The organism is Sphingomonas sp., assembly GCF_042091075.1.
Lineage (GTDB): Bacteria > Pseudomonadota > Alphaproteobacteria > Sphingomonadales > Sphingomonadaceae > Sphingomonas.
This window is the reverse complement of sequence record NZ_JBELIE010000058.1, coordinates 1-18,433: the sequence shown is the minus strand read 5'-3', so window position 1 is coordinate 18,433 and position 18,433 is coordinate 1. Positions and strand designations below refer to the sequence as shown.

Sequence of the window (18,433 nt, the reverse complement as noted above, 5' to 3'; positions counted from 1 at the left end):
GATCGGCACGCGCTACACCGTGTTGACCGCCGCCGGCGGGATCACCGGCAGCTACACGCTGGCACAGACCGCGATGGGCGATACCGAGTTCCGGCTGGCACAGTCGGCCAATGCGGTGTTCGTCGATGTCGCGCGCTCCATCGGGTCGCTTGCCCGTCTGTCGGCAACGCCGAACCAGCGCGCGTTGGCGGCGGGGCTGGCGGGGCTGCCCGCCACCCAGCGCGCGGCAGCGGCGCTGGTGCTGAACCCGGATGACGACGCCGTGCGGGCCGGCCTGACCAGCCTGGCCGGGGAGGTGCATGCGTCCCTGCGCACCACGATGCTGAAGGATGCGCAGGGCGCGCAGGAAGCGGTGCGGATGCGCCTGCTGTCCCCGATCAGTGGCGAAGGCGTACAGCTGTGGCTGCAGGCGAACGGCCGCAGCGGTCGCGATGACGGCGCACGTGGGACGGCGGCGGTCGCGCGCCATGGCTGGAGCGGCGTCGGCGGGGTCGATCTGGCGATGCCGGACGGGGCGCGGTTCGGGATCGCGGGCGGCTATACCGAGACCCGTCTGGCGATCGACGATCGCGACAGTGCCGCGACGCTGAAGAGCACGCACGCGCTGGTTTATGCCGGGGGGATGCTCGGGCCGATCGCGCTGCGTTCCAGCCTGGGCTATGCCTGGGTCGAGAATGATGTGCGACGGACGGTGCGCATCGGTAACTTCGCCGACCGGCTGACCAGTCGCTACGACGGCAATGTGATCCACGGCCAGGTCGAGGCCGGCATCAGCGACGCGATGTTCGGCGGCACGGTGGAGCCGTTCGCCGGGGTAGAATATTATCGCGTCAGGACCGATGGCTTTACCGAGGCGGGGGGCGATGCGGCGCTCGCCGGCGGCGTGCGGACGCAGGCCTTCGCGCTGTCGACCGTGGGGGTGCGCGGCGTCACCCCGATCGTCGACGGGCTCAGCGCGCGATCGCGCATCTGGTGGCAGCACGCGCTCAACGATCCCTATCCCGATGCGACGCTGCGATTTGCATCGGGCACCACGCCTTTCACGGTGATCGGCGCGCCCTTGTCGCGCGATGCGGCGGCGGTGGCCATCGATCTGGCATGGACGCCGATCGAGCGGCTGACGATCACGTCGGGCTATGCCGGGATGATCGGCGGTCGCGGGGATGACAGCACCTTCCGGATCATGGCCGCGCTCGCCTTCTGATCCGGCACCGCCGCACCCTCCGCCGATCCGGACGGATCGGCGGACGGCAGCGCATGCGCGGCGCGAGAAATGCTGGATGCCCGACGTGGATTCGAACCACGATTGACGGAGTCAGAGTCCGTAGTCTTGCCGTTAGACGATCGGGCAACAGGCCGGCGCGTCTAAAAGCGCTGGCTTGTGTTGTCAACGCCCGCCTTGCCGCCCCTCCCGCAAATGTGTAGCTTGTCTGCCAAGCACCAGCCGTATCGCCCTCATCGGCGGCAACGGCATGGAAGAGAAAAAGAAAGTTTGACGGCAATGGTGGACATGCCCGCCCAATTGCCGCGCCGGCAAGGCCAGCGCCCTGCCCGTTCGGCCCCCCCGCCGCCGCGCCACACCCGCGGCGCACCGCGCCATTATGCCGCGCTCGATCTCGGCACCAACAATTGCCGTTTGCTGATCGCGCGGCCGCAGGGAGACGGTTTCGCGGTGGTCGACGCGTTCTCGCGCATCGTCCGGCTCGGTGAGGGGCTGGCGGCGCATGGCGCGCTGTCCGATGCCGCGATCGAACGGACCATCGCGGCGCTGCGCGTCTGCGCCGACAAGCTGAAGCGCCGCAACGTCCGGCTGGCGCGCTCCGTCGCGACCGAAGCGTGCCGCCGCGCCTCCAACGGTGCCGACTTCATCGCGCGGGTGCGTGAGGAAACGGGAATCCACCTCGATATCATCTCCGCCGAGGAAGAGGCGCGGCTGGCGGTGCTGGGCTGCCACGCCCTGCTGGAACCGGGTAGCGGCCCCGCACTGGTGTTCGATATCGGCGGCGGCTCGACCGAGCTGGTGCTGATCGATGCCGATACCACGGTGCCCCGCGTGCGGGACTGGCATTCCGCGCCCTGGGGCGTCGTGTCGCTCACCGAAAGCGCGGGCGGCGGCAATGACGCCGCGGAGCGCGCGAATGCCTATCGGCGGATGCGCGCGTTGGTGACGGAAAGCTTCGCGCCGTTCGCCGCGCGGCTGCCCAAGGTGACGGGCACGCGGCGGTTGCTGGGCACCAGCGGCACGGTGACGACGCTGGCAAGCGTGCATCTGGAACTGGAACGCTATGATCGTGCGCAGGTCGACGGGCTGATCGCCCCCGCCGCCGCGATGCGCGCGATCAGCCAGGAACTGGCGGGCATGTCGCTGGCGGAGCGGGCGCAATTGCCGTGTATCGGTCGCGAGCGTGCCGATCTGGTGGTGGCGGGATGCGCTATCCTGGAGGGCATTCTGGACCTATGGCCGGCGGAGCGGTTGGGCGTCGCGGATCGTGGCATTCGCGAAGGCATCCTGCGCCGCCTGATGGAAACCGGAGCCTGACATGCGGGGAACAGGGGCGGGGCGCCAGCGCGTCAAGACCGCGCGCAATCGCAGCGCGCAATCGACCCGCTGGCTCGAACGCCAGCTCAACGATCCCTATGTCCGCCGCGCCAAGGCAGAAGGATATCGCAGCCGGGCCGCGTACAAGCTGATCGAACTCGATGAGCGTTTCGGCCTGCTGAAAGGCGTCAAGCGCGTCATCGACCTGGGCATCGCGCCGGGCGGCTGGAGCCAGGTGGTGCGGCGCAAGGCACCCGGCGCGGCGATCGTCGGCATCGACCTGCTGCCGGTCGATCCGATCGACGGCGTGACGATCTTCGAGATGGATTTCATGGCCGATGCGGCGCCGGCGGCCCTGATGGAGGCACTGGGCGGCGCACCCGATCTGGTAATGTCCGACATGGCCGCCAACACCGTCGGCCATCCGCAGACCGATGCGTTGCGCACCATGGCGCTGGTGGAAACCGCGCTGGCCTTCGCGATCGACGTGCTGCGTCCCGGTGGCACGTTCGTGTCCAAGGTGTTCGCCGGGGGGGCCGATGCCGCCCTGGTGGCGGAGATGAAGCGCAACTTCACCACCGTGAAGCACGCCAAGCCGCCGGCGAGCCGCAAGGGCTCGGTGGAATGGTTCGTCGTCGCGCAGGGCTTCAAGGGGCGGGTGGAAGTCAGGACGGACGACGAGGGATAGGGGAGGCCCCGTCCTCACCCCCCCTGTCCACCACATCCCGCCTCTGCTATCGGCGCGGTCCCGCCCCTTCGGCGGTGCTCCCTTCCGTGCCGGACTTTTGCATGACCTCGCCCCGCCGTACCTTCGCGATCATCTCCCACCCCGACGCGGGCAAGACGACGCTGACCGAAAAGCTGCTGTATTTCGGCGGCGCGATCCATCTGGCGGGTGAAGTGAAAGCGCGCGGCGCGAACCGGCGCGCGCGCTCGGACTGGATGAAGATCGAGCAGCAGCGCGGCATCTCGGTCACGTCGAGCGTGATGACGTTCGAGCATGACGGCGTGACCTTCAATTTGCTCGACACGCCGGGCCACGAGGATTTCAGCGAAGATACCTACCGCACGCTGACCGCGGTCGATTCGGCGATCATGGTGATCGACGCCGCGCGCGGCATCGAGGCGCAGACCCGCAAGCTGTTCGAGGTATGCCGACTTCGCTCGGTGCCGATCATCACCTTCGTCAACAAGGTCGATCGCGAGGGGCGCGCGCCGTTCGAACTGCTCGACGAGATCGCCGACGTACTGGCGCTGGACGTCTGCCCGATGACCTGGCCGGTCGGCATGGGAGGCACGTTCGAGGGCATCCTGAACCTGTCCGCGAACAGCGTGTCCCGCCCCGAGGGCGACAGCCGCACGTTCCAGGGCCTGATCGACAGCACGCCGACGCTGCCCGACGACGTCGCCGAGGAGGTGGAGCTGGCGCAGGCGGGCTATGCCGCCTTCGATGGCGAGGCGTATCGCAACGGCGACCTGACCCCGGTCTATTTCGGCTCCGCGCTGAAGGATTTCGGCCCGGCGGAGCTGATCGCGGCGCTGGCCGATTATGCCCCGCCGCCGCGCGCGCAGCCCGCCGAACCGGCGCCGGTCACGCCCGATGAGAAGGAAGTGACCGGCTTCGTCTTCAAGGTGCAGGCCAATATGGATCCGCAGCATCGCGACCGGATCGCGTTCATGCGGCTGTGTTCGGGTACGTTCCGGCGCGGCATGAAGCTGACCCCGACCGGCCATGGCAAGCCGATCGCGGTCCATTCGCCGATCCTGTTCTTCGCGCAGAACCGCGAGGTCGCCGACGAGGCGTTTCCCGGCGATATCATCGGTATCCCCAATCACGGCACGCTGCGCGTCGGCGACACGCTGAGCGAGCGGGCCGACATCCGCTTCACCGGCCTGCCCAATTTCGCGCCCGAGATCCTTCGCCGCGTCGCCCTGAAGGATCCGACCAAGACCAAGCAGCTGCGCAAGGCGCTCGACGACATGGCCGAAGAAGGCGTGACGCAGGTCTTCTATCCGGAGATCGGGTCGAACTGGATCATTGGCGTCGTCGGCCAGTTACAGCTGGACGTGCTGCTGTCGCGGCTCGACGCTGAATATAAGGTCGCCGCCGGGCTGGAACCCGCCCCGTTCGATACCGCCCGCTGGGTATCGGCGGAGGATGCGGCCGAGCTGAAGAACTTCACCGACCTCAATCGCGCGGCAATGGCCAAGGATCGCGACGGCAATCCGGTGTTCCTTGCCAAAAGCGCGTGGGAAGTCGGCTATGTCCAGGATCGCTATCCCAAGGTGCGCTTCGCCGCCACGCGGGAGCGTTAGGGAAAGCCCTTTCGCTCCGCTCTGGCGGATGGGGGGGGGCATCGCACGGCCGCCCCCGGATCGGCGCCGGGACGTGCTAGTCCTTCCAGCCCCAGTAGAGCTGCGCCGGGGGTACGTTCCACCATTCCATGTCATGGTCGATCCGCTCGAAATGCGGCGCGATGAAATCGCGGACCTTCGGGCTGAACTGATACACCAGGAACGCACCGCCGGGGCGCAGCACGCGCTGCGTCGCAGCGGCGATTCCCGGCCCCACGCCGGCGGGCAGCGTCGAGAAGGGAAGACCCGACAGCACGTAGTCGGCGGCCTCATGGCCGTGCTCGGCAACGATCCGCTCGACATCCGCCGCCGATCCATGGACCGCGACAAACCGCGAATCCGTGATCGTATGATCGAGATAGCGAATGAAATCGGCGTTGGTGTCGATCGCGATCAGCATCGCGTCAGGCGCCATCCGCTCCAGGATCGGGCGACAGAAGGTGCCGACGCCTGGCCCGTATTCGACGAACAGCTTGCAACGGCCCCAGTCGACCGGGCCGAGCATTTTCGCGATCAGGCGATCCGACGAGGGGATGATCGACCCCACCATCACCGGATGCTTCAGGAAACCGGAAAAGAACATCTGCCACGGACCGGGGACGCCGGCGGCTTTGCTGCGGCTGCGCCGCATGGCGTTGGTCGAGCTGGGCATGTGGAAAGATCGGACTCCTGAACCTTGGATCAGGTGACACTTTCGCGTCACCCGGATGACGAACGCCTTTCAGGCGCGGGGGTTGCCATAGCGGGGTTGCGTCGCGCCCCCAAGCGCCTAATCGAGGTTCCGGCACACGCGCATCATGGAACGGGAAGAACAGCGGCATGCGGCGGAGCTTCGATTCCACCTTCGCACTGATGTTCCTGGTGATGCTGACGATCGCGGCAGGCAATACCGCGCTGCAATCGGTGCTGCCCGCGCTTGGGCGGTCGCTGGGGGTGAAGGATTCGGCCGTCGCGGCGGCCTTTTCTGTGTCGGCGCTGCTGTGGGTGCTTGCCGCGCCATTCTGGGCCAGTCGTTCTGACCGGCACGGCCGGCGCGTGATGATCCTGCTGGGCATGGGTGGTTTCTGCATCAGCCTGTTGCTGTGCGGCACCTTCCTCGCGCTGGGGATCAACGGCGTCATCGGCGGGACCAGCGCGTTCCTGCTCTTCATCGCCGGGCGGCTGATCTACGGCTCCTTCGGTTCCGCCGCGCCACCGGCGGTACAGGCACTGGTGGCGGGGAATACCACGCAGGAGGAACGCACCCGCGCGCTGACGCTGCTCGCCTCCGCCTTTGGCCTGGGTACGATCCTCGGCCCGGCGATCGCGCCGTACCTGCTGCTCGGGCGGATCGGCGGGGTCGAGCTGGGGCTGTCCGGCCCGGCGTTCGTGTTCGCGCTGTTCGGGCTGGGCGTGTTCGTGACGGTGCGGCAGCAATTGCCCGACGATCGCGGGCTCCCCGCGGAGGCGCATGGTGCGGCCAACGCCTATCCCTCGATCGGCGGCCAGCCGTCGGGCGCCAGCGTGCGCGCCGCGGTCGCCCCCAAGGGCACCGGAATCCGCTACCGCGACCCGCGCATCCGCACCTGGATGCTGGCCGGGCTGGTCATGGGCCATGCGCAGGTGATGACCGGGCAGGCGATCGGCTTTCTGGTGATCGACCGCATGAACCTGCCCCCGGAACTGGCGCTCGAATCGACCGGGCTGGTGCTGATGATGGGCGCGGGCGCTGCCCTGCTGGCACAATGGGGATTGATCCCGCTGCTGAACCTGCGCCCGCGCGCGCTGGTGCTGGTCGGGTTGACGCTGGCGGCGGCGGGCACCGCGCTGACCGGGCTGGCGCCGTCGCTGTACGGGATCGCCACCGCCTATGCGCTCGCCAGCCTTGGCTTCGGCTTCACCCGCCCGGGCTTCACCGCCGGTTCCAGCCTCGCGGTGGGGGCGGACGCGCAGGGGGCAGTGGCGGGCAAGGTGACCAGCGTCAACGGCGCCAGTTTCGTACTGGGGCCGTCGATCGGGGTGGGGCTTTACGAAATCTGGCACCCACTCCCGTATCTGTCCGCTGGCGCGGCGTGCGTCGTGCTGTTCCTCTGGTGCCTGCGTGCCTTGCATGACGCGCCGGACACCGTGGCGGCCTATGACGATCCGGTGGTGTGAGCCGCCGGATTGACGACGTCGCCCCGGCGCGGGGCCGGGGCGATGGCCTGTGTCAGTCCGCGCCTTTCGGTCCACGCGGCGTGAGTTGGCCGGGCGCGATGAAGCCGATCGGCTGAATCGCATTCGCTTCCTGTTTCAGTCGCGCCGCCATCTGCTCATATTCGCGCTCCACTTCGGGTGTCACGCTGGCGCGGCTTTCCGCCAGCGCCTGTTCGAAATGCACCTGCCGCACCTCCTTCGATTCGAGCGACTCGCGTAGCGCGATCAGGCCCGCGCGGCGGACGACGTCTTCGAGATCCGCGCCGGTGAACCGATCGGCGCGATCGGCGATCCGATCGAGGTCGACATCGTCCGCCAGCGGCATCTTCTGCGTCTGGATCGACAGGATCCGCCGGCGCCCCTCCGCGCTCGGGACGGCGACATAGATCAATTCGTCGAACCGCCCCGGACGCAACAGGGCGGGATCGACGAGATTGGGCCGGTTGGTCGCGCCGATCACGACGACGGATTGCAACTCCTCCAGCCCGTCCATCTCCGCCAGGATCGTGTTGACGATCCGCTCGGTGACCTGCGGCTCGCCCAGCCCGCCGCCCCGCGCGGGCACCAGCGAATCGAGCTCGTCGATAAAGATCACCGTCGGCGCCACCTGCCGGGCGCGCTGGAACAGCCGCGTAATCTGCTGTTCGCTTTCCCCATACCATTTGCTCAGCAGATCGCTCGATTTGGTGGCAATGAAATTCGCCTGCGCCTCGCGCGCGACGGCCTTCGCCAGCAGCGTCTTGCCTGTGCCCGGCGGACCATAGAGCAGGAAGCCCTTGGCCGGACGGATGCCCAGCCGGCGGAAGGCGTCGGGATCCTTCAGCGGCAGTTCCACCCCTTCCTTCAGGCGCATCTGCGCATCGTCCAGCCCGCCGACGTCGCTCCACTTCGTGGTGGGCGCCTGCACCATCACTTCGCGCATCGCGCTTGGCTGAACGCGCTTGAGCGCCTCCATGAAATCCTCGCGCGTCACCGCCAGCGTGTCGAGCACCTCGGGCGGGATCGTGCGCTCCTCCAGGTTCAGCTTCGGCATGATCCGCCGCACTGCCTCGATCGCCGCCTCGCGGGTCAGCGCGGCCAGATCGGCCCCAACGAACCCGAAGGTGGTGCGCGCCAGTTCGCCCAGGTCGACACGATCGCCCAGCGGCATGCCACGCGTATGGATGCCCAGGATCTCGCGCCGCCCGCGCTCGTCCGGCACGCCGACGACGATCTCACGATCGAACCGGCCCGGCCGCCGCAGCGCCTCGTCGATCGCCTCGGGACGGTTGGTCGCCGCGATCACGACCAGATTGGCGCGCGCCTCCAGCCCGTCCATCAAGGTCAGCAATTGCGCCACCAGGCGCTTCTCCGCCTCGCCCGACACCTGCCCGCGCTTCGGCGCGATCGAATCGATCTCGTCGATGAACACGATCGAGGGCGCGTTCTTGCTCGCTTCCTCAAACACCTGCCGCAGTCGCTGTTCCGACTCGCCGTAAGCCGAGCCCATGATCTCCGGCCCGTTGATCAGAAAGAATTGCGCGTCGGACTCATTCGCCACCGCCCGTGCCAGCCGGGTCTTGCCGGTGCCCGGCGGACCATAGAGCAACAGCCCCTTCGGCGGATCGACCCCCAGCCGCTGGAACAGTTCGGGATAGCGCAGCGGCAGTTCGACCATCTCACGCAATTGATCGATCGTCGCGGCCATGCCGCCGATATCGTCATACGTCACATCCGCTCGGCGCGCCGCCTGCGGCTCCTCATATTCCGGGCGCAGCTCGATCTCGGTATGCTCGTCGATATGGACGACGCCCTTCGGATGGGCGGACACCACCAGCAGGCGGATTTCCTGCAACGCATAGGCCGGCGCGTTGACGTAACGCTCCATCCCCGGCGGCATATTCTGCACGCGTTGATGCCCGGCGGTGGCGACGATATCGCCAGCGCACAGCGGGCGGCCGAAGAACGTCCGCTTCAGCGCGTTGGTGGAGCCTTGCAGCCGCAGGTTCTGCTGCGCCGGGGCGAACACCACGCGCGTCGCCGCCTTGCTTTCGACCTTGCGCACCTCGACGAAATCGCCCGAGCCGACCCCGGCATTGGCCCGCTGCAGCCCGTCGATGCGCAGAAGCTCCAGCCCCTCGTCCTCGGCATAGGGGCCGACCGCGCGCGCCGGCGTGGTCTTCTTGCCGACGATCTCGATCACGTCGCCATCGGTGATGCCCATCGCCACCAGCACCGAGCGCGGCAGATGCGCGATACCGCGGCCACTGTCCTCGGGCCGCGCATTGGCGACCTGCAACTTGATCGCCCGTTCATCGGCGTCGGCCATGTCCATCCCTTTCGTCTCGGCTTCGCGGTCGAGCGCAGGAGATAGGACGAGGGTTCCCGATTGCGAGCCCCCCGGCGCCGCCCAACGGCTCGCGCCCGGACGCAAAAAAAGGCCGACCCCCGCAGGGATCGGCCGTGATAGTTTTTAGGAGAGGATGCCTGAAAGGCAGGGGTGATGTGCGCTGCGGCGCGGCAAATCACAAATGAGAAATTATCCATTGCGATTGCAAAATCTGCAACATTACTCCTATATTGCTTGCGTGCTGCTGGCCAAGTTGCATGATGCAGCGCACAACATATTGCTCGGATCCGCATGCGCCGCCTGCCGCCCCTGACTGCGATCGAAGCCTTTGTCGCGGTGGCGCGGCTGGGATCGATCAAGGCCGCGGCGCAGGAACTGGCGCTGTCCGCTCCAGCGCTCAGCCGCCGCATCCAGACATTGGAACGCTTCCTGGCGCGCCCGCTGTTCGATCGCCGTCATCAGGCGATGGTGCCGAATGCCGATGGCGAGCGGCTGCTGGCGGCGATCGCACCAGCACTCGATGGTCTGTCGGACGCGATCGAGACGATGACCAGCGGCACCGACGTACTACGGCTGCGGCTGGGTGTGCTGCCGCTGTTCGCGTCGCAGCGGCTGTTCCCGCGGCTGGCGGACCTGCGCGCGCAACATCCCGAACTGCATCTCGACATCGACACCGCCACCAACGCGCTGGGGCGGCTGGGCGAAGGGCTGGACGCGGTGATCGTGCTGGCGCGCGAGGTGGATCCGACGCTGTATGCCGAGCGTCTCGATCGCAACAGGGTCTATCCGATCGCGGCGCGGCGGCTGGTCGAGGGCGTGCCGCCGATCCAGCGGCCCGAGCAGCTCGAACAACATACCGTCCTGTTGCATCGTGAGATGATCGATACCTTCGCGGCGTGGCGGCATGCCGCTGGCCTCCCCGCGATCGAGCCCGCCGCGGTCGACTATTTCGATTCGGGCGCGCTGATGCTGGAGGCGGCGGCGCAGGGACTGGGGGTGGCGTTCATGCACGAAAGCCATTTCCACGACGCCAATGACCCGCGCCTGGTGCGACTGTTCGATATCGAGGTGACCAGCCCGTACAGCTATTGGTTCGCCTGCCGCCCCCGCGCCCTGCAGACCAAGCCGGTGCGCCTGTTCCGCGACTGGCTGATCCGCACGCTGCGCGAGGCGTAGCGCACCCCGTCAGAACGCCCCGATCCGGTGGCCGCTTCTTGCTGGCCGACCGGCAGGCACCCGAGGCTTCGGAACGATCGCGTGCAGACGACACGTGCCCCGCCGCCGCCGCCTTCAGCGCGGGGCGGCGGCGGGGAGCGCGTTACGACGCCTTCATCGTGACGATCTTGCCCGGATTCGCGGGCGGCTCGCCCTTGGGCAGCGCGTCGATCAGGTCCATGCCGTCGTTCACTTCGCCCCACACGGTATATTGGCCGTCGAGGAAGCGCGCATCATCGAAGCAGATGAAGAACTGGCTGTTCGCCGAATTCGGATCCATCGTGCGCGCCATCGAACAGGTGCCGCGGACGTGCGGCTCCTTGCTGAACTCCTGCTTCAGGTTGGGCTTGTCGGAGCCGTGCATGCCGGTGCCGGTGGGATCGCCGCCCTGCGCCATGAAGCCGGGGATGACGCGGTGGAAGACGACGCCGTCGTAAAAGCCGTCGTTGGCCAGCTCCGCGATGCGGTTGACGTGTTCGGGCGCCAGATCGGGGCGCAGCTTGATCGTGACGTCGCCGCCCTCCCCGTTATGGGAGTCGAGCGTCATGACGAGCGTGGAATAGGTGTCGGCCATGGGAATCCTTCTCGGTGGGATGCGCGGGCACGTAGTGATCGCGGGCGCGGCTGGCAAATCCCGAACACGCGCGCTAGGGCCGGCGCAGCGCAGGACCAAGGGAGGCGGCAGATGAGCGACACCGGGCTTCCCGAAGCGATGACGGCCGAAGACGATACCCGGCTGGACGAGGACGACCGTCTGAAACCCGAATTCGTCGATGCGGTGCTCGACGCGGTCGAGGAGGGCGATTCCGAGGCGGCCCGCGCCCTGGTCGAACCGCTCCACCCCGCCGATATCGCGGATCTGTTCGAACTGACGCCCGAGGAGCGCCGCAAGGATCTCGCCGCCGCGATCGCCGATCTGGTCGACGCGGACGTGTTCGCGGAAATGAACGACTATGTCCGCGAGGCGCTGATCGACGCGCTCGACGCGCGACAGGTCGCGGATATCGCCAGCGAACTCGATACCGACGATGCGGTCGCGATCATCGAGGACATGGAGCCGGAGGACCAGCGCGAGGTTCTGCGCGCGATGGAGCCCGACGATCGCGCCGCGATCGAGGAGGCGCTGTCCTACCCGGAGGAGTCCGCCGGCCGCCTGATGCAGCGCGACCTGGTCGCGGTGCCCGAACATTGGACCGTGGGCGACGTACTCGACTATCTGCGCAGCCATGACGAGCTGACGACCGATTTCTGGGAAATCTTCGTGGTCGATCCGGCGCATCGCCCGATCGGCACGTGCGCGCTCAGCTGGATCCTGCGCACCCCGCGATCGATCGCGATGGGCGACGTGATGCAGCGCGAGCAGACGCTGATTCCGGTCGACATGGATCAGGAAGAGGTGGCGCTGCGCTTCCAGAAATATGCGCTCATCTCCGCCGCGGTGGTCGATGCGTCCGGCCGGCTGGTCGGCATGATCACCGTCGACGACGTCGTCCATATCATCCAGGAAGAGGCGGGCGAGGACGCGCTGCGGCTGGCGGGCGCGGGCGATGGCGACATCAACGAGCCGATCGCGGTAACGGTGCGCACGCGCGTCGCGTGGCTGATCGTCAATCTCGGCGCGACGATGCTGTCCGCCTCCGTGGTCGGGCTGTTTCAGGGCGAGATCGCGCGCTTCGCGCTGCTGGCGGCGCTGATGCCGATCGTCTCCGCGCTGGGCGGCAATGCGGGGACGCAGACGCTGGCCGTGATGGTGCGCGCTATCGCCACCAACCAGCTGACCAGTTCGAACACCGTGCGCATGCTGTTCCGCGAATTCCGGGTGGCATTGTGCAACGGCGCGGCGCTGGGCGCGGTCGGCGCGATCGGCAGCTACGTGCTGCTCGGCAACGGGCAATTGTCGCTCGTCTTCGCGCTGGCGATGATGATCAACAGCGTGGTCGCCGGGCTGGTGGGGGTGATCGTGCCCGTCGCGCTCGACAAGGCGAGTATCGATCCCGCGGTATCCTCGGCGGTGTTCGTCACCACCGCGACCGATGTGATGGGCTTCCTGTCGTTCCTCGGCCTCGCCTCCTTGTGGGGGCTGAGCGGCTAACCCACATCGGCGTTCCATGTCGCCCCTCCCCACGCCGCCCGAAACCCCGCCGCTTCATCTCACCAAGGTGGCGTTCGGTGCCGCGAGCATCGATCTGCTGGCGGAGCGCCTCGCCGCCCGTGCCGCCGTCGGCCCGCTGTTCCTGACCACCCGCTACCTGCCGAAACGGCATGCGGAGATCGCCGGGCAGGGGTCGCTGTTCTGGATCATCAAGCACATGCTGGTGGCGCGCTCTCCGATCCTCGCGTTCGGTGAGGCGGACGGGGGCCGGGTCGCGATCCATCTCGATCCAGCACTGCGACTGGTACAGGCGCGGCCGAAGCGCGCGCATCAGGGCTGGCGCTACCTCGAAGGGGCCGAGGCGCCGTTGGACCTTGGCGGCGCGACCTCCGACGGCCTGGCCACGATGCCGCCCGCGCTGATCGGCAAACTGAGCGATCTGGCGCTGATCTGATCCGGGGTGGCGATGGACGGACGACGTCGCGCCGCCCTAGCCCTTTTTCTCCAGCGCCGCCTTCAACCCTGCCAGCCCGCCGAACGGCCCCGCCTCCTCCTCGCTGATCACACCGGCGGCCTTCAGCGTCTCGGCGGCGCGCGGGCTGCGCGGGAAGGGATCGAGCGCCAGCGCCATCGTCTCCGCCGCCGCCTCGCCCAGATCGATTCCGCCGCCCTCGATCTCGATCGTGTCGAGGGCGCCCGCGTCCAGCTCGATCTCTTCCTCCGTCGTCGCCGGTGCGACGAAACGCAGCGCCACTTCCTCGTCGACCACGGCGGCCAGGGGATCGCCGGTGACCGAGCACGCCTGCACCACCGCCGCCCGTACCGAGCCGCGCGCGATGATCCCGCCCGCCTCGCGGTGGAGCATGAAATCGCCCTCCAGCCGGTCGATCGCGATCAGGCCGAAACGTCGCGCCAGCGCCGAGCGTTCATTCTCCTCCGCGGTGACGAGGACGCGCCGTTCCTCTCCCCCGATCGTATCAAGCCGTTCCACCCGCGAGAATTCCGGTGTCATGGCAGCACCCCCTGCATCAGGGTATCGATATCGAGCGTATCGAGCCGCCGGCGCAGCGACACCAGCCCGTCGCGCACATGCGCCACCGCCAGAGGATCGGGCGCGGCGCCGCGATACAGGTTGCGCACCAGCGATTCGTCAAGGCCGGCCCCCGACGGATCCGCCGCCAGCCCGTCGCGATAGACGCCCAGCCGCCCGCCCAACATGCCCATCATGCGGCCGACATGCTTGCCGACGACCATGTCGCCGAAGCCGATCTGACGCACCTGCGCGTCCATATCGTCGATGAACCGCTCGGTCAGTTGCGCGGTCGGCGTGGCCCCCGCCGGATCACCCTCCAGCCGCAACAGCACCATCGCCAGCACCGCGGCGACCATGTCGAAACGGCCGTCCAGCGTATCGGGAACCTGCCCGTCGAGATACCAATGCGGCGCCCGCGCGCGCGCCACCACCGCGTCGTACAACGGCAGCGCGGCGGTGCGATCGCGCGTTCCGAACAATTGCTTCAGCCAGCCCACGCCATCTTCCCGTCGCGCGGCACCCGCGCGCATGCTTGTGTCGTCGTCATCCGCGGCATATTGAGGCAGGCGGTCGCAAAGTCCATGCGCGCGTGCATGCCGGCGTGCGGCCGATCGCCAGTTGAGCGGAGTATCGATGCGCCCCCTTCTCATTCTGTCGCTTCTGGTCGGCGTGACGGCCGCCGGTTGCGCCCCGCTCCGCTCGCACCAGGGCTATATCGTCGACGCCGATCTGGTGAACTCGGTCCAGCCGGGAATCGACAATCGGCAATCGGTGCTGGCGACGCTGGGCACCCCCAGCTTCACCAGCCAGTTCAACCAGGGCGACTGGTATTATATCGCGCGCGACAGCCGCAATTACGCCTACAATCTGCCGCGCGTGCGGGAGCAATTGACGCTGCAGATCAGCTTCGACCAGGCCGGCAACGTCAGCGCGGTGCGCAAGTCGGGGATCGAACAGATCGCCAACGTCACGCCGTATGGCAAGACGACGCCGACGCTGGGACGCGAACGCGGCTTCTTCCAGAGCCTGTTCGGCAATATCGGCACGGTCGGTGCCCCCGGCGCTACCGGTGGCGCTGGCGGCCCCAACGGCTCGGGTCGCCCGTAAACGCGCGTCGCGCGCTACCTTTCGTTTCGCTGACGTCGTCATTCCCGCGCGGTTCAGGCCGCTAGCGGTAGCGGATGTGCCGGGCCGGACGGGCCCGCCACGACCGGGGCGACCCGAAACGAAAGGTGCACGTGATGGGTAGGATCATGACCGCGGCGCTGCTCGCCGCGACGCTGTTGCCGAGTGCCGCGGTCGCGCAGTCGCGCGGCGATCTGTATCGCGACCGACAGGAGATCCGGGAGGAACAGCGCGATCTGGACCGTGCCTATGCGCGCGGCGACTGGCGCGACGTTCGGCATCAACGCGCGGATCTGCGCGATGCGCGCCGCGACTATCGCGACGATCTGCGCGACCGCCGCGCATGGCACCGCGACGATTGGCGTTCGTGGCGCGACGGCCACCGCACCTTGTACGGGCGGGGCGGATGGCGTGCGCCGTTCCGTTACCAGGCGTTCCGCCCCGGCGTGCCGATCGCGGCGCCTTTCTATGGCCCGCGGTATATTATCGCCGATCCGGGTGTCTATCATTTGCCGGCCGCGCCCCGCTACGCCCGCTGGGTGCGCCATTACGACGACGTCTTGCTGGTCGATCAGCGCCGCGGCGTCGTGATCGACGTGATACGCAACTTCTACTGGTGATCCACCCGGTTAGGCCGCGCCGCCACCACGCGCGACGCGGCCAGTACCGGCTTGGGGTCGGCACCGGTCCCGAAAGGGGAAGGGGGACCGGGGCGGTGAACGCGCAAAAGGGTTAATGGTTCGTGCCCGCGCCGGGCAATCGCGTATTGCGTCGTGGTGTTGCGAAATAGTCACGGCGCTCGCCATGATCGGCGACATGGTGCTCCTGCTCGACGTTCTGGCCGGGGAAGTGGCGTTGTTCGCGGCGGTGATGATGCTGGTCGGCGGCATCGACGACCTGCTCGTGGATGCGCTGTTGTGGCAATGCGGCGACGCTTTCCGCCCGCTATCGACCCTGCCGGCGGCGCCCCCGCTACGCTATGCCGTCTTCGTGCCCGCGTGGCACGAAGCGGCGGTGATCGGGGCGATGCTGGAGGCGGCGGCAAGCTCTTACGATCTCGCGCGGCTGCGCCTGTACGTCGGATGCTATCCCAACGATCCGGCGACGCTGGACGCGGTGCGCACGATCATCCCGCGATCCCCCGCGGTGCGGATCGTCGTCGGCGATCGGCTCGGCCCCACCAACAAGGCGGATTGCCTCGTCACATTGTGGCACGCCATGCGCGCTGATGAGGCCGCCGGGCATGCGCGATACGATGCGGTGATCCTGCACGATGCGGAGGACTGCATCGATCCGGCCGAACTGTCCGTCTTCGATCATCATCTGCGCCACGCCGCGGCGGTGCAATTGCCGGTCGTTCCCCTGATCGAGCCGCGGCGCCACTGGGTATCCGGGGGCTATGCCGATGAATTCGCCGAAGCGCATATGCGAACGCTGGTCGTGCGCCAGGCGCTGGGCGCATCGCTGCCCCTTGCCGGGGTGGGCTGCGCGCTGCGCCGCGACGTGCTGGAACGGATCGCCGCGGGCGATGGCGAGCCGTTCGACGCCAGCAGCCTGACCGAGGACTACGAATTGGGGCTGCGGATCGGCGCGCTCGGCTACCCGGTGACGTTCGTCCGCTGGTGCAACGCGCAGGGATCGCTGATCGCGACCAGCGCCTATTTTCCAGAACGCTTCGGGGCATCGGTGCGGCAGCGATCGCGCTGGATCGCGGGGATTGCGCTGGCCGGATGGGATCGTACCGGCTGGGGACGCCGGCATGCCGCCGAACGATGGATGCGCATGCGCGATCGGCGCGGGCCGTTGGCGGCCCTGGTCATCGCGCTCGCCTATGCGGCGCTGCTGCTGCGGTCGCTGTCGTGGCTGGCGCATCGGCTGCACGGCGACTGGCCACCCGCCGTGCCGTCGGCGGTCTTCGCCCTGTCGATCGCGAACCTGCTGCTGCTGTCCTGGCGCATCACGATACGTGTTCGTTGCACCGCCGCGCTCCACGGCCGGCGTGAAGGGTTGCGATCGATTCCGCGGCTGTTCGTCGGCAATGCGCTTCTGATCGCCGCCGTGGCGACCGCGATGCGCGAATATGTCCGAAGCCTTGTCACCGGCCGACCGCTCCGCTGGGACAAGACCGAGCATCGCTTCCCGGGCGTCGACTGCGGCACGCGGTGAAAGGAAGGCCCCTGCTCTTTCTCGCGACGATCGTCGTCGGCTGGGCCGGGTTGCGCTGGTGGTGGCTGGGGACGACATCCACCGCCGGAAGGCCCTCCGTGGCGGCGGTGCGCCAGCCCTCCGGCGTGGAGCCGCCGCCGCCGATCCTGCGCGTCGCCACCGCGCCGTCCGCAACGAAGCCCGGCGCGATGCCACGATCGTCGCGCTGGCCGCGATCCCGGTCCGCCTCCGAAGGCCGCTCGCGCATCTGGTCAGGCCGTATCGAAAGCGTCCCCGCGCTGGCCGCGGCATCGCCGTCTGGCGATGGCGATGGGGATGGCAATCCCGCCTCCCCTTCACCGGAAGCCGCACCGCCGCCGCCAGCGCGGATGGCGACGAGGATCGACGGTGCGCCAGAACCGCGCTGGACGGGCAGCATCTGGTCGATCTGGCGCGAGGGCGGTGCCACGCTCCAGGCGCCCCAGCTGGGCGGCAGCCAGATCGGCGCGCGGCTGGCCTATGCCATCGATCCGGCCCGGCATCTGGCCGTGGCGGGGCGGGTTGCGGCGGCGGTGTGGCCAGCGCAACAGGATGCCGCCGTGGCGCTGGAATGGTCGCCACCGGGGCTGCCCGTCCGGCTGGTGGCGGAGCGCCGGATCGGCGTGACGAACAGCATCGGCGGTTGGGGAATCGGTGCCGTCGCCGGTGTCTACCGCCGGCCCGCCCCCTTCGGTACGCAGATCGACGGCTATGCGCAGGCCGGGGCGATCGCACGGCGTGGCGGCACGGAGGGCTATGCGGATGGCGCGATCCGCGTGACGCACCCGTTGCGGATCGCGCGCGCGGCGGAGGCCCGGGTCGGCTGGGGCCTATGGGGCGCGGCGCAACGCGGCGCCGCCCGGTTCGATACCGGGCCCGGCGTCACCGCCGCGCTGCCCCTGGCCGGCCGGAAGATTCGCGTCGCGCTCGACTGGCGCGAGCAACTGGCCGGCAACGCCCGGCCGTCGAGTGGGCCGACGTTGTCGATCGGCACCGACTTCTGATGGCGCAGCGCGATCGAACCCGCTAGCGAGGGCGCGCCATGGACATCTATCTGCCGATCGCGAACCTGTCGGTGAACGCGCTCGTGATGATCGCGCTGGGCGCGGGCGTCGGGCTGCTGTCGGGAATGTTCGGCGTCGGCGGCGGATTCCTGACGACCCCGCTGCTGATCGTCTACGGCATCCCGCCCACCGTCGCCGCCGCCTCCGCCGCGACGCAGGTGACCGGCGCAAGCGTATCGGGCGTGTTCGCGCATTTCCGTCGTGGCGGCGTCGACGTGCGGATGGGGACGGTGCTGGTGATCGGCGGCGTGCTGGGGTCGCTGTTCGGGGCGTGGCTGTTCCGTTTGCTGCAACAATCGGGGCAGATCGATACGGCGATCGC

General features: G+C 68.4%; 18 protein-coding genes and 1 tRNA gene. 13 read left to right on the top strand and 6 right to left on the bottom strand.

From position 1 onward, the window contains the following. The coding region (locus tag ACFDSW_RS07890; RefSeq protein WP_375249737.1) for an autotransporter outer membrane beta-barrel domain-containing protein at nucleotides 1-1,204 on the top strand (1,204 nt) is incomplete at its 5' end. 73 nt (nucleotides 1,205-1,277) lie between these two features. Here the strand turns inward: ACFDSW_RS07890 and ACFDSW_RS07885 are convergent. Then, nucleotides 1,278-1,351, bottom strand: a tRNA-Gln gene (locus tag ACFDSW_RS07885). Nucleotides 1,352-1,501: 150 nt separating this feature from the next. Here ACFDSW_RS07885 and ACFDSW_RS07880 point away from each other — a divergent pair. The 3 genes from ACFDSW_RS07880 to ACFDSW_RS07870 all read left to right on the top strand — a co-directional run bounded on the left by ACFDSW_RS07880 (nucleotide 1,502) and on the right by ACFDSW_RS07870 (nucleotide 4,855). After that, a complete protein-coding gene (locus tag ACFDSW_RS07880; RefSeq protein WP_375249736.1) occupies nucleotides 1,502-2,539 on the top strand; it encodes a Ppx/GppA phosphatase family protein in 1,038 nt (345 codons plus the stop codon). A gap of 1 nt (nucleotide 2,540) precedes the next feature. Further along, nucleotides 2,541-3,227, top strand: coding sequence for an RlmE family RNA methyltransferase (locus ACFDSW_RS07875; protein ID WP_375249735.1), 687 nt, complete (start codon nucleotides 2,541-2,543; stop codon nucleotides 3,225-3,227). 101 nt (nucleotides 3,228-3,328) lie between these two features. Continuing rightward, nucleotides 3,329-4,855, top strand: a complete 1,527-nt coding sequence (locus ACFDSW_RS07870) for a peptide chain release factor 3 (RefSeq protein ID WP_375249734.1) — start codon at nucleotides 3,329-3,331, stop codon at nucleotides 4,853-4,855. Between the two features lie 76 nt (nucleotides 4,856-4,931). Here the strand turns inward: ACFDSW_RS07870 and ACFDSW_RS07865 are convergent, their stop codons facing one another. After that, a complete protein-coding gene (locus ACFDSW_RS07865) occupies nucleotides 4,932-5,546 on the bottom strand; it encodes a class I SAM-dependent methyltransferase (protein WP_375249733.1) in 615 nt (204 codons plus the stop codon). A gap of 167 nt (nucleotides 5,547-5,713) precedes the next feature. Between ACFDSW_RS07865 and ACFDSW_RS07860 the strand changes: the two genes are divergently transcribed. Beyond that, nucleotides 5,714-7,030 carry an MFS transporter gene (locus tag ACFDSW_RS07860; RefSeq protein ID WP_375249732.1) on the top strand — a complete coding sequence of 439 codons (1,317 nt, stop codon included), beginning with the start codon at nucleotides 5,714-5,716 and terminating at the stop codon, nucleotides 7,028-7,030. A 52-nt stretch (nucleotides 7,031-7,082) separates the two neighbouring features. On the opposite strand, the gene ACFDSW_RS07855 is transcribed toward ACFDSW_RS07860, so the two are convergent. Next, entirely contained in the window at nucleotides 7,083-9,383 is a 2,301-nt protein-coding gene (locus ACFDSW_RS07855; RefSeq protein ID WP_375249731.1) for a CDC48 family AAA ATPase, read from the bottom strand. Between the two features lie 306 nt (nucleotides 9,384-9,689). Between ACFDSW_RS07855 and ACFDSW_RS07850 the strand changes: the two genes are divergently transcribed. Then, nucleotides 9,690-10,574, top strand: coding sequence for a LysR substrate-binding domain-containing protein (locus ACFDSW_RS07850; RefSeq protein ID WP_375249730.1), 885 nt, complete (start codon nucleotides 9,690-9,692; stop codon nucleotides 10,572-10,574). 142 nt (nucleotides 10,575-10,716) lie between these two features. On the opposite strand, the gene ACFDSW_RS07845 is transcribed toward ACFDSW_RS07850, so the two are convergent. Next, entirely contained in the window at nucleotides 10,717-11,187 is a 471-nt protein-coding gene (locus ACFDSW_RS07845; RefSeq protein ID WP_375249729.1) for a peptidylprolyl isomerase, read from the bottom strand. A 111-nt stretch (nucleotides 11,188-11,298) separates the two neighbouring features. Here ACFDSW_RS07845 and mgtE point away from each other — a divergent pair, with 111 nt between their 5' ends. Together mgtE and ACFDSW_RS07835 are read left to right on the top strand one after the other, a co-directional pair. Next, nucleotides 11,299-12,705: a magnesium transporter gene (mgtE, locus tag ACFDSW_RS07840; protein WP_375249728.1), complete on the top strand. Its 1,407-nt coding sequence runs from the start codon at nucleotides 11,299-11,301 to the stop codon at nucleotides 12,703-12,705. Between the two features lie 16 nt (nucleotides 12,706-12,721). After that, nucleotides 12,722-13,159, top strand: coding sequence for a DUF1489 domain-containing protein (locus tag ACFDSW_RS07835; protein WP_375249727.1), 438 nt, complete (start codon nucleotides 12,722-12,724; stop codon nucleotides 13,157-13,159). A 36-nt stretch (nucleotides 13,160-13,195) separates the two neighbouring features. Here the strand turns inward: ACFDSW_RS07835 and ACFDSW_RS07830 are convergent, their stop codons facing one another. Both ACFDSW_RS07830 and ACFDSW_RS07825 read right to left on the bottom strand, forming a co-directional pair. Next, nucleotides 13,196-13,717 (bottom strand): DUF177 domain-containing protein, encoded by a 522-nt coding sequence (locus ACFDSW_RS07830; protein WP_375249726.1) that lies wholly within the window; start codon nucleotides 13,715-13,717, stop codon nucleotides 13,196-13,198. Next, nucleotides 13,714-14,235 carry a ubiquinol-cytochrome C chaperone family protein gene (locus ACFDSW_RS07825; RefSeq protein WP_375249725.1) on the bottom strand — a complete coding sequence of 174 codons (522 nt, stop codon included), beginning with the start codon at nucleotides 14,233-14,235 and terminating at the stop codon, nucleotides 13,714-13,716. Before ACFDSW_RS07825 ends, ACFDSW_RS07830 begins: the two co-directional genes overlap by 4 nt. A gap of 136 nt (nucleotides 14,236-14,371) precedes the next feature. Between ACFDSW_RS07825 and ACFDSW_RS07820 the strand changes: the two genes are divergently transcribed. From ACFDSW_RS07820 to ACFDSW_RS07800, 5 genes are all read left to right on the top strand, one after another. After that, nucleotides 14,372-14,845, top strand: a complete 474-nt coding sequence (locus tag ACFDSW_RS07820; RefSeq protein WP_375249724.1) for an outer membrane protein assembly factor BamE — start codon at nucleotides 14,372-14,374, stop codon at nucleotides 14,843-14,845. 134 nt (nucleotides 14,846-14,979) lie between these two features. Continuing rightward, the gene (locus ACFDSW_RS07815) at nucleotides 14,980-15,483 is read left to right on the top strand and encodes an RcnB family protein (RefSeq protein WP_375249723.1); all 504 of its coding nucleotides are present in this window, start codon (nucleotides 14,980-14,982) and stop codon (nucleotides 15,481-15,483) included. Nucleotides 15,484-15,667: 184 nt separating this feature from the next. After that, nucleotides 15,668-17,029: a glycosyl transferase family protein gene (locus ACFDSW_RS07810; RefSeq protein ID WP_375249722.1), complete on the top strand. Its 1,362-nt coding sequence runs from the start codon at nucleotides 15,668-15,670 to the stop codon at nucleotides 17,027-17,029. Beyond that, the gene (locus ACFDSW_RS07805; RefSeq protein WP_375249721.1) at nucleotides 17,026-18,051 is read left to right on the top strand and encodes a hypothetical protein; all 1,026 of its coding nucleotides are present in this window, start codon (nucleotides 17,026-17,028) and stop codon (nucleotides 18,049-18,051) included. Before ACFDSW_RS07810 ends, ACFDSW_RS07805 begins: the two co-directional genes overlap by 4 nt. Before the next feature lie 38 nt (nucleotides 18,052-18,089). Continuing rightward, a partial coding sequence (locus ACFDSW_RS07800) for a sulfite exporter TauE/SafE family protein (protein WP_375249720.1) occupies nucleotides 18,090-18,433 on the top strand: 344 nt, incomplete at its 3' end.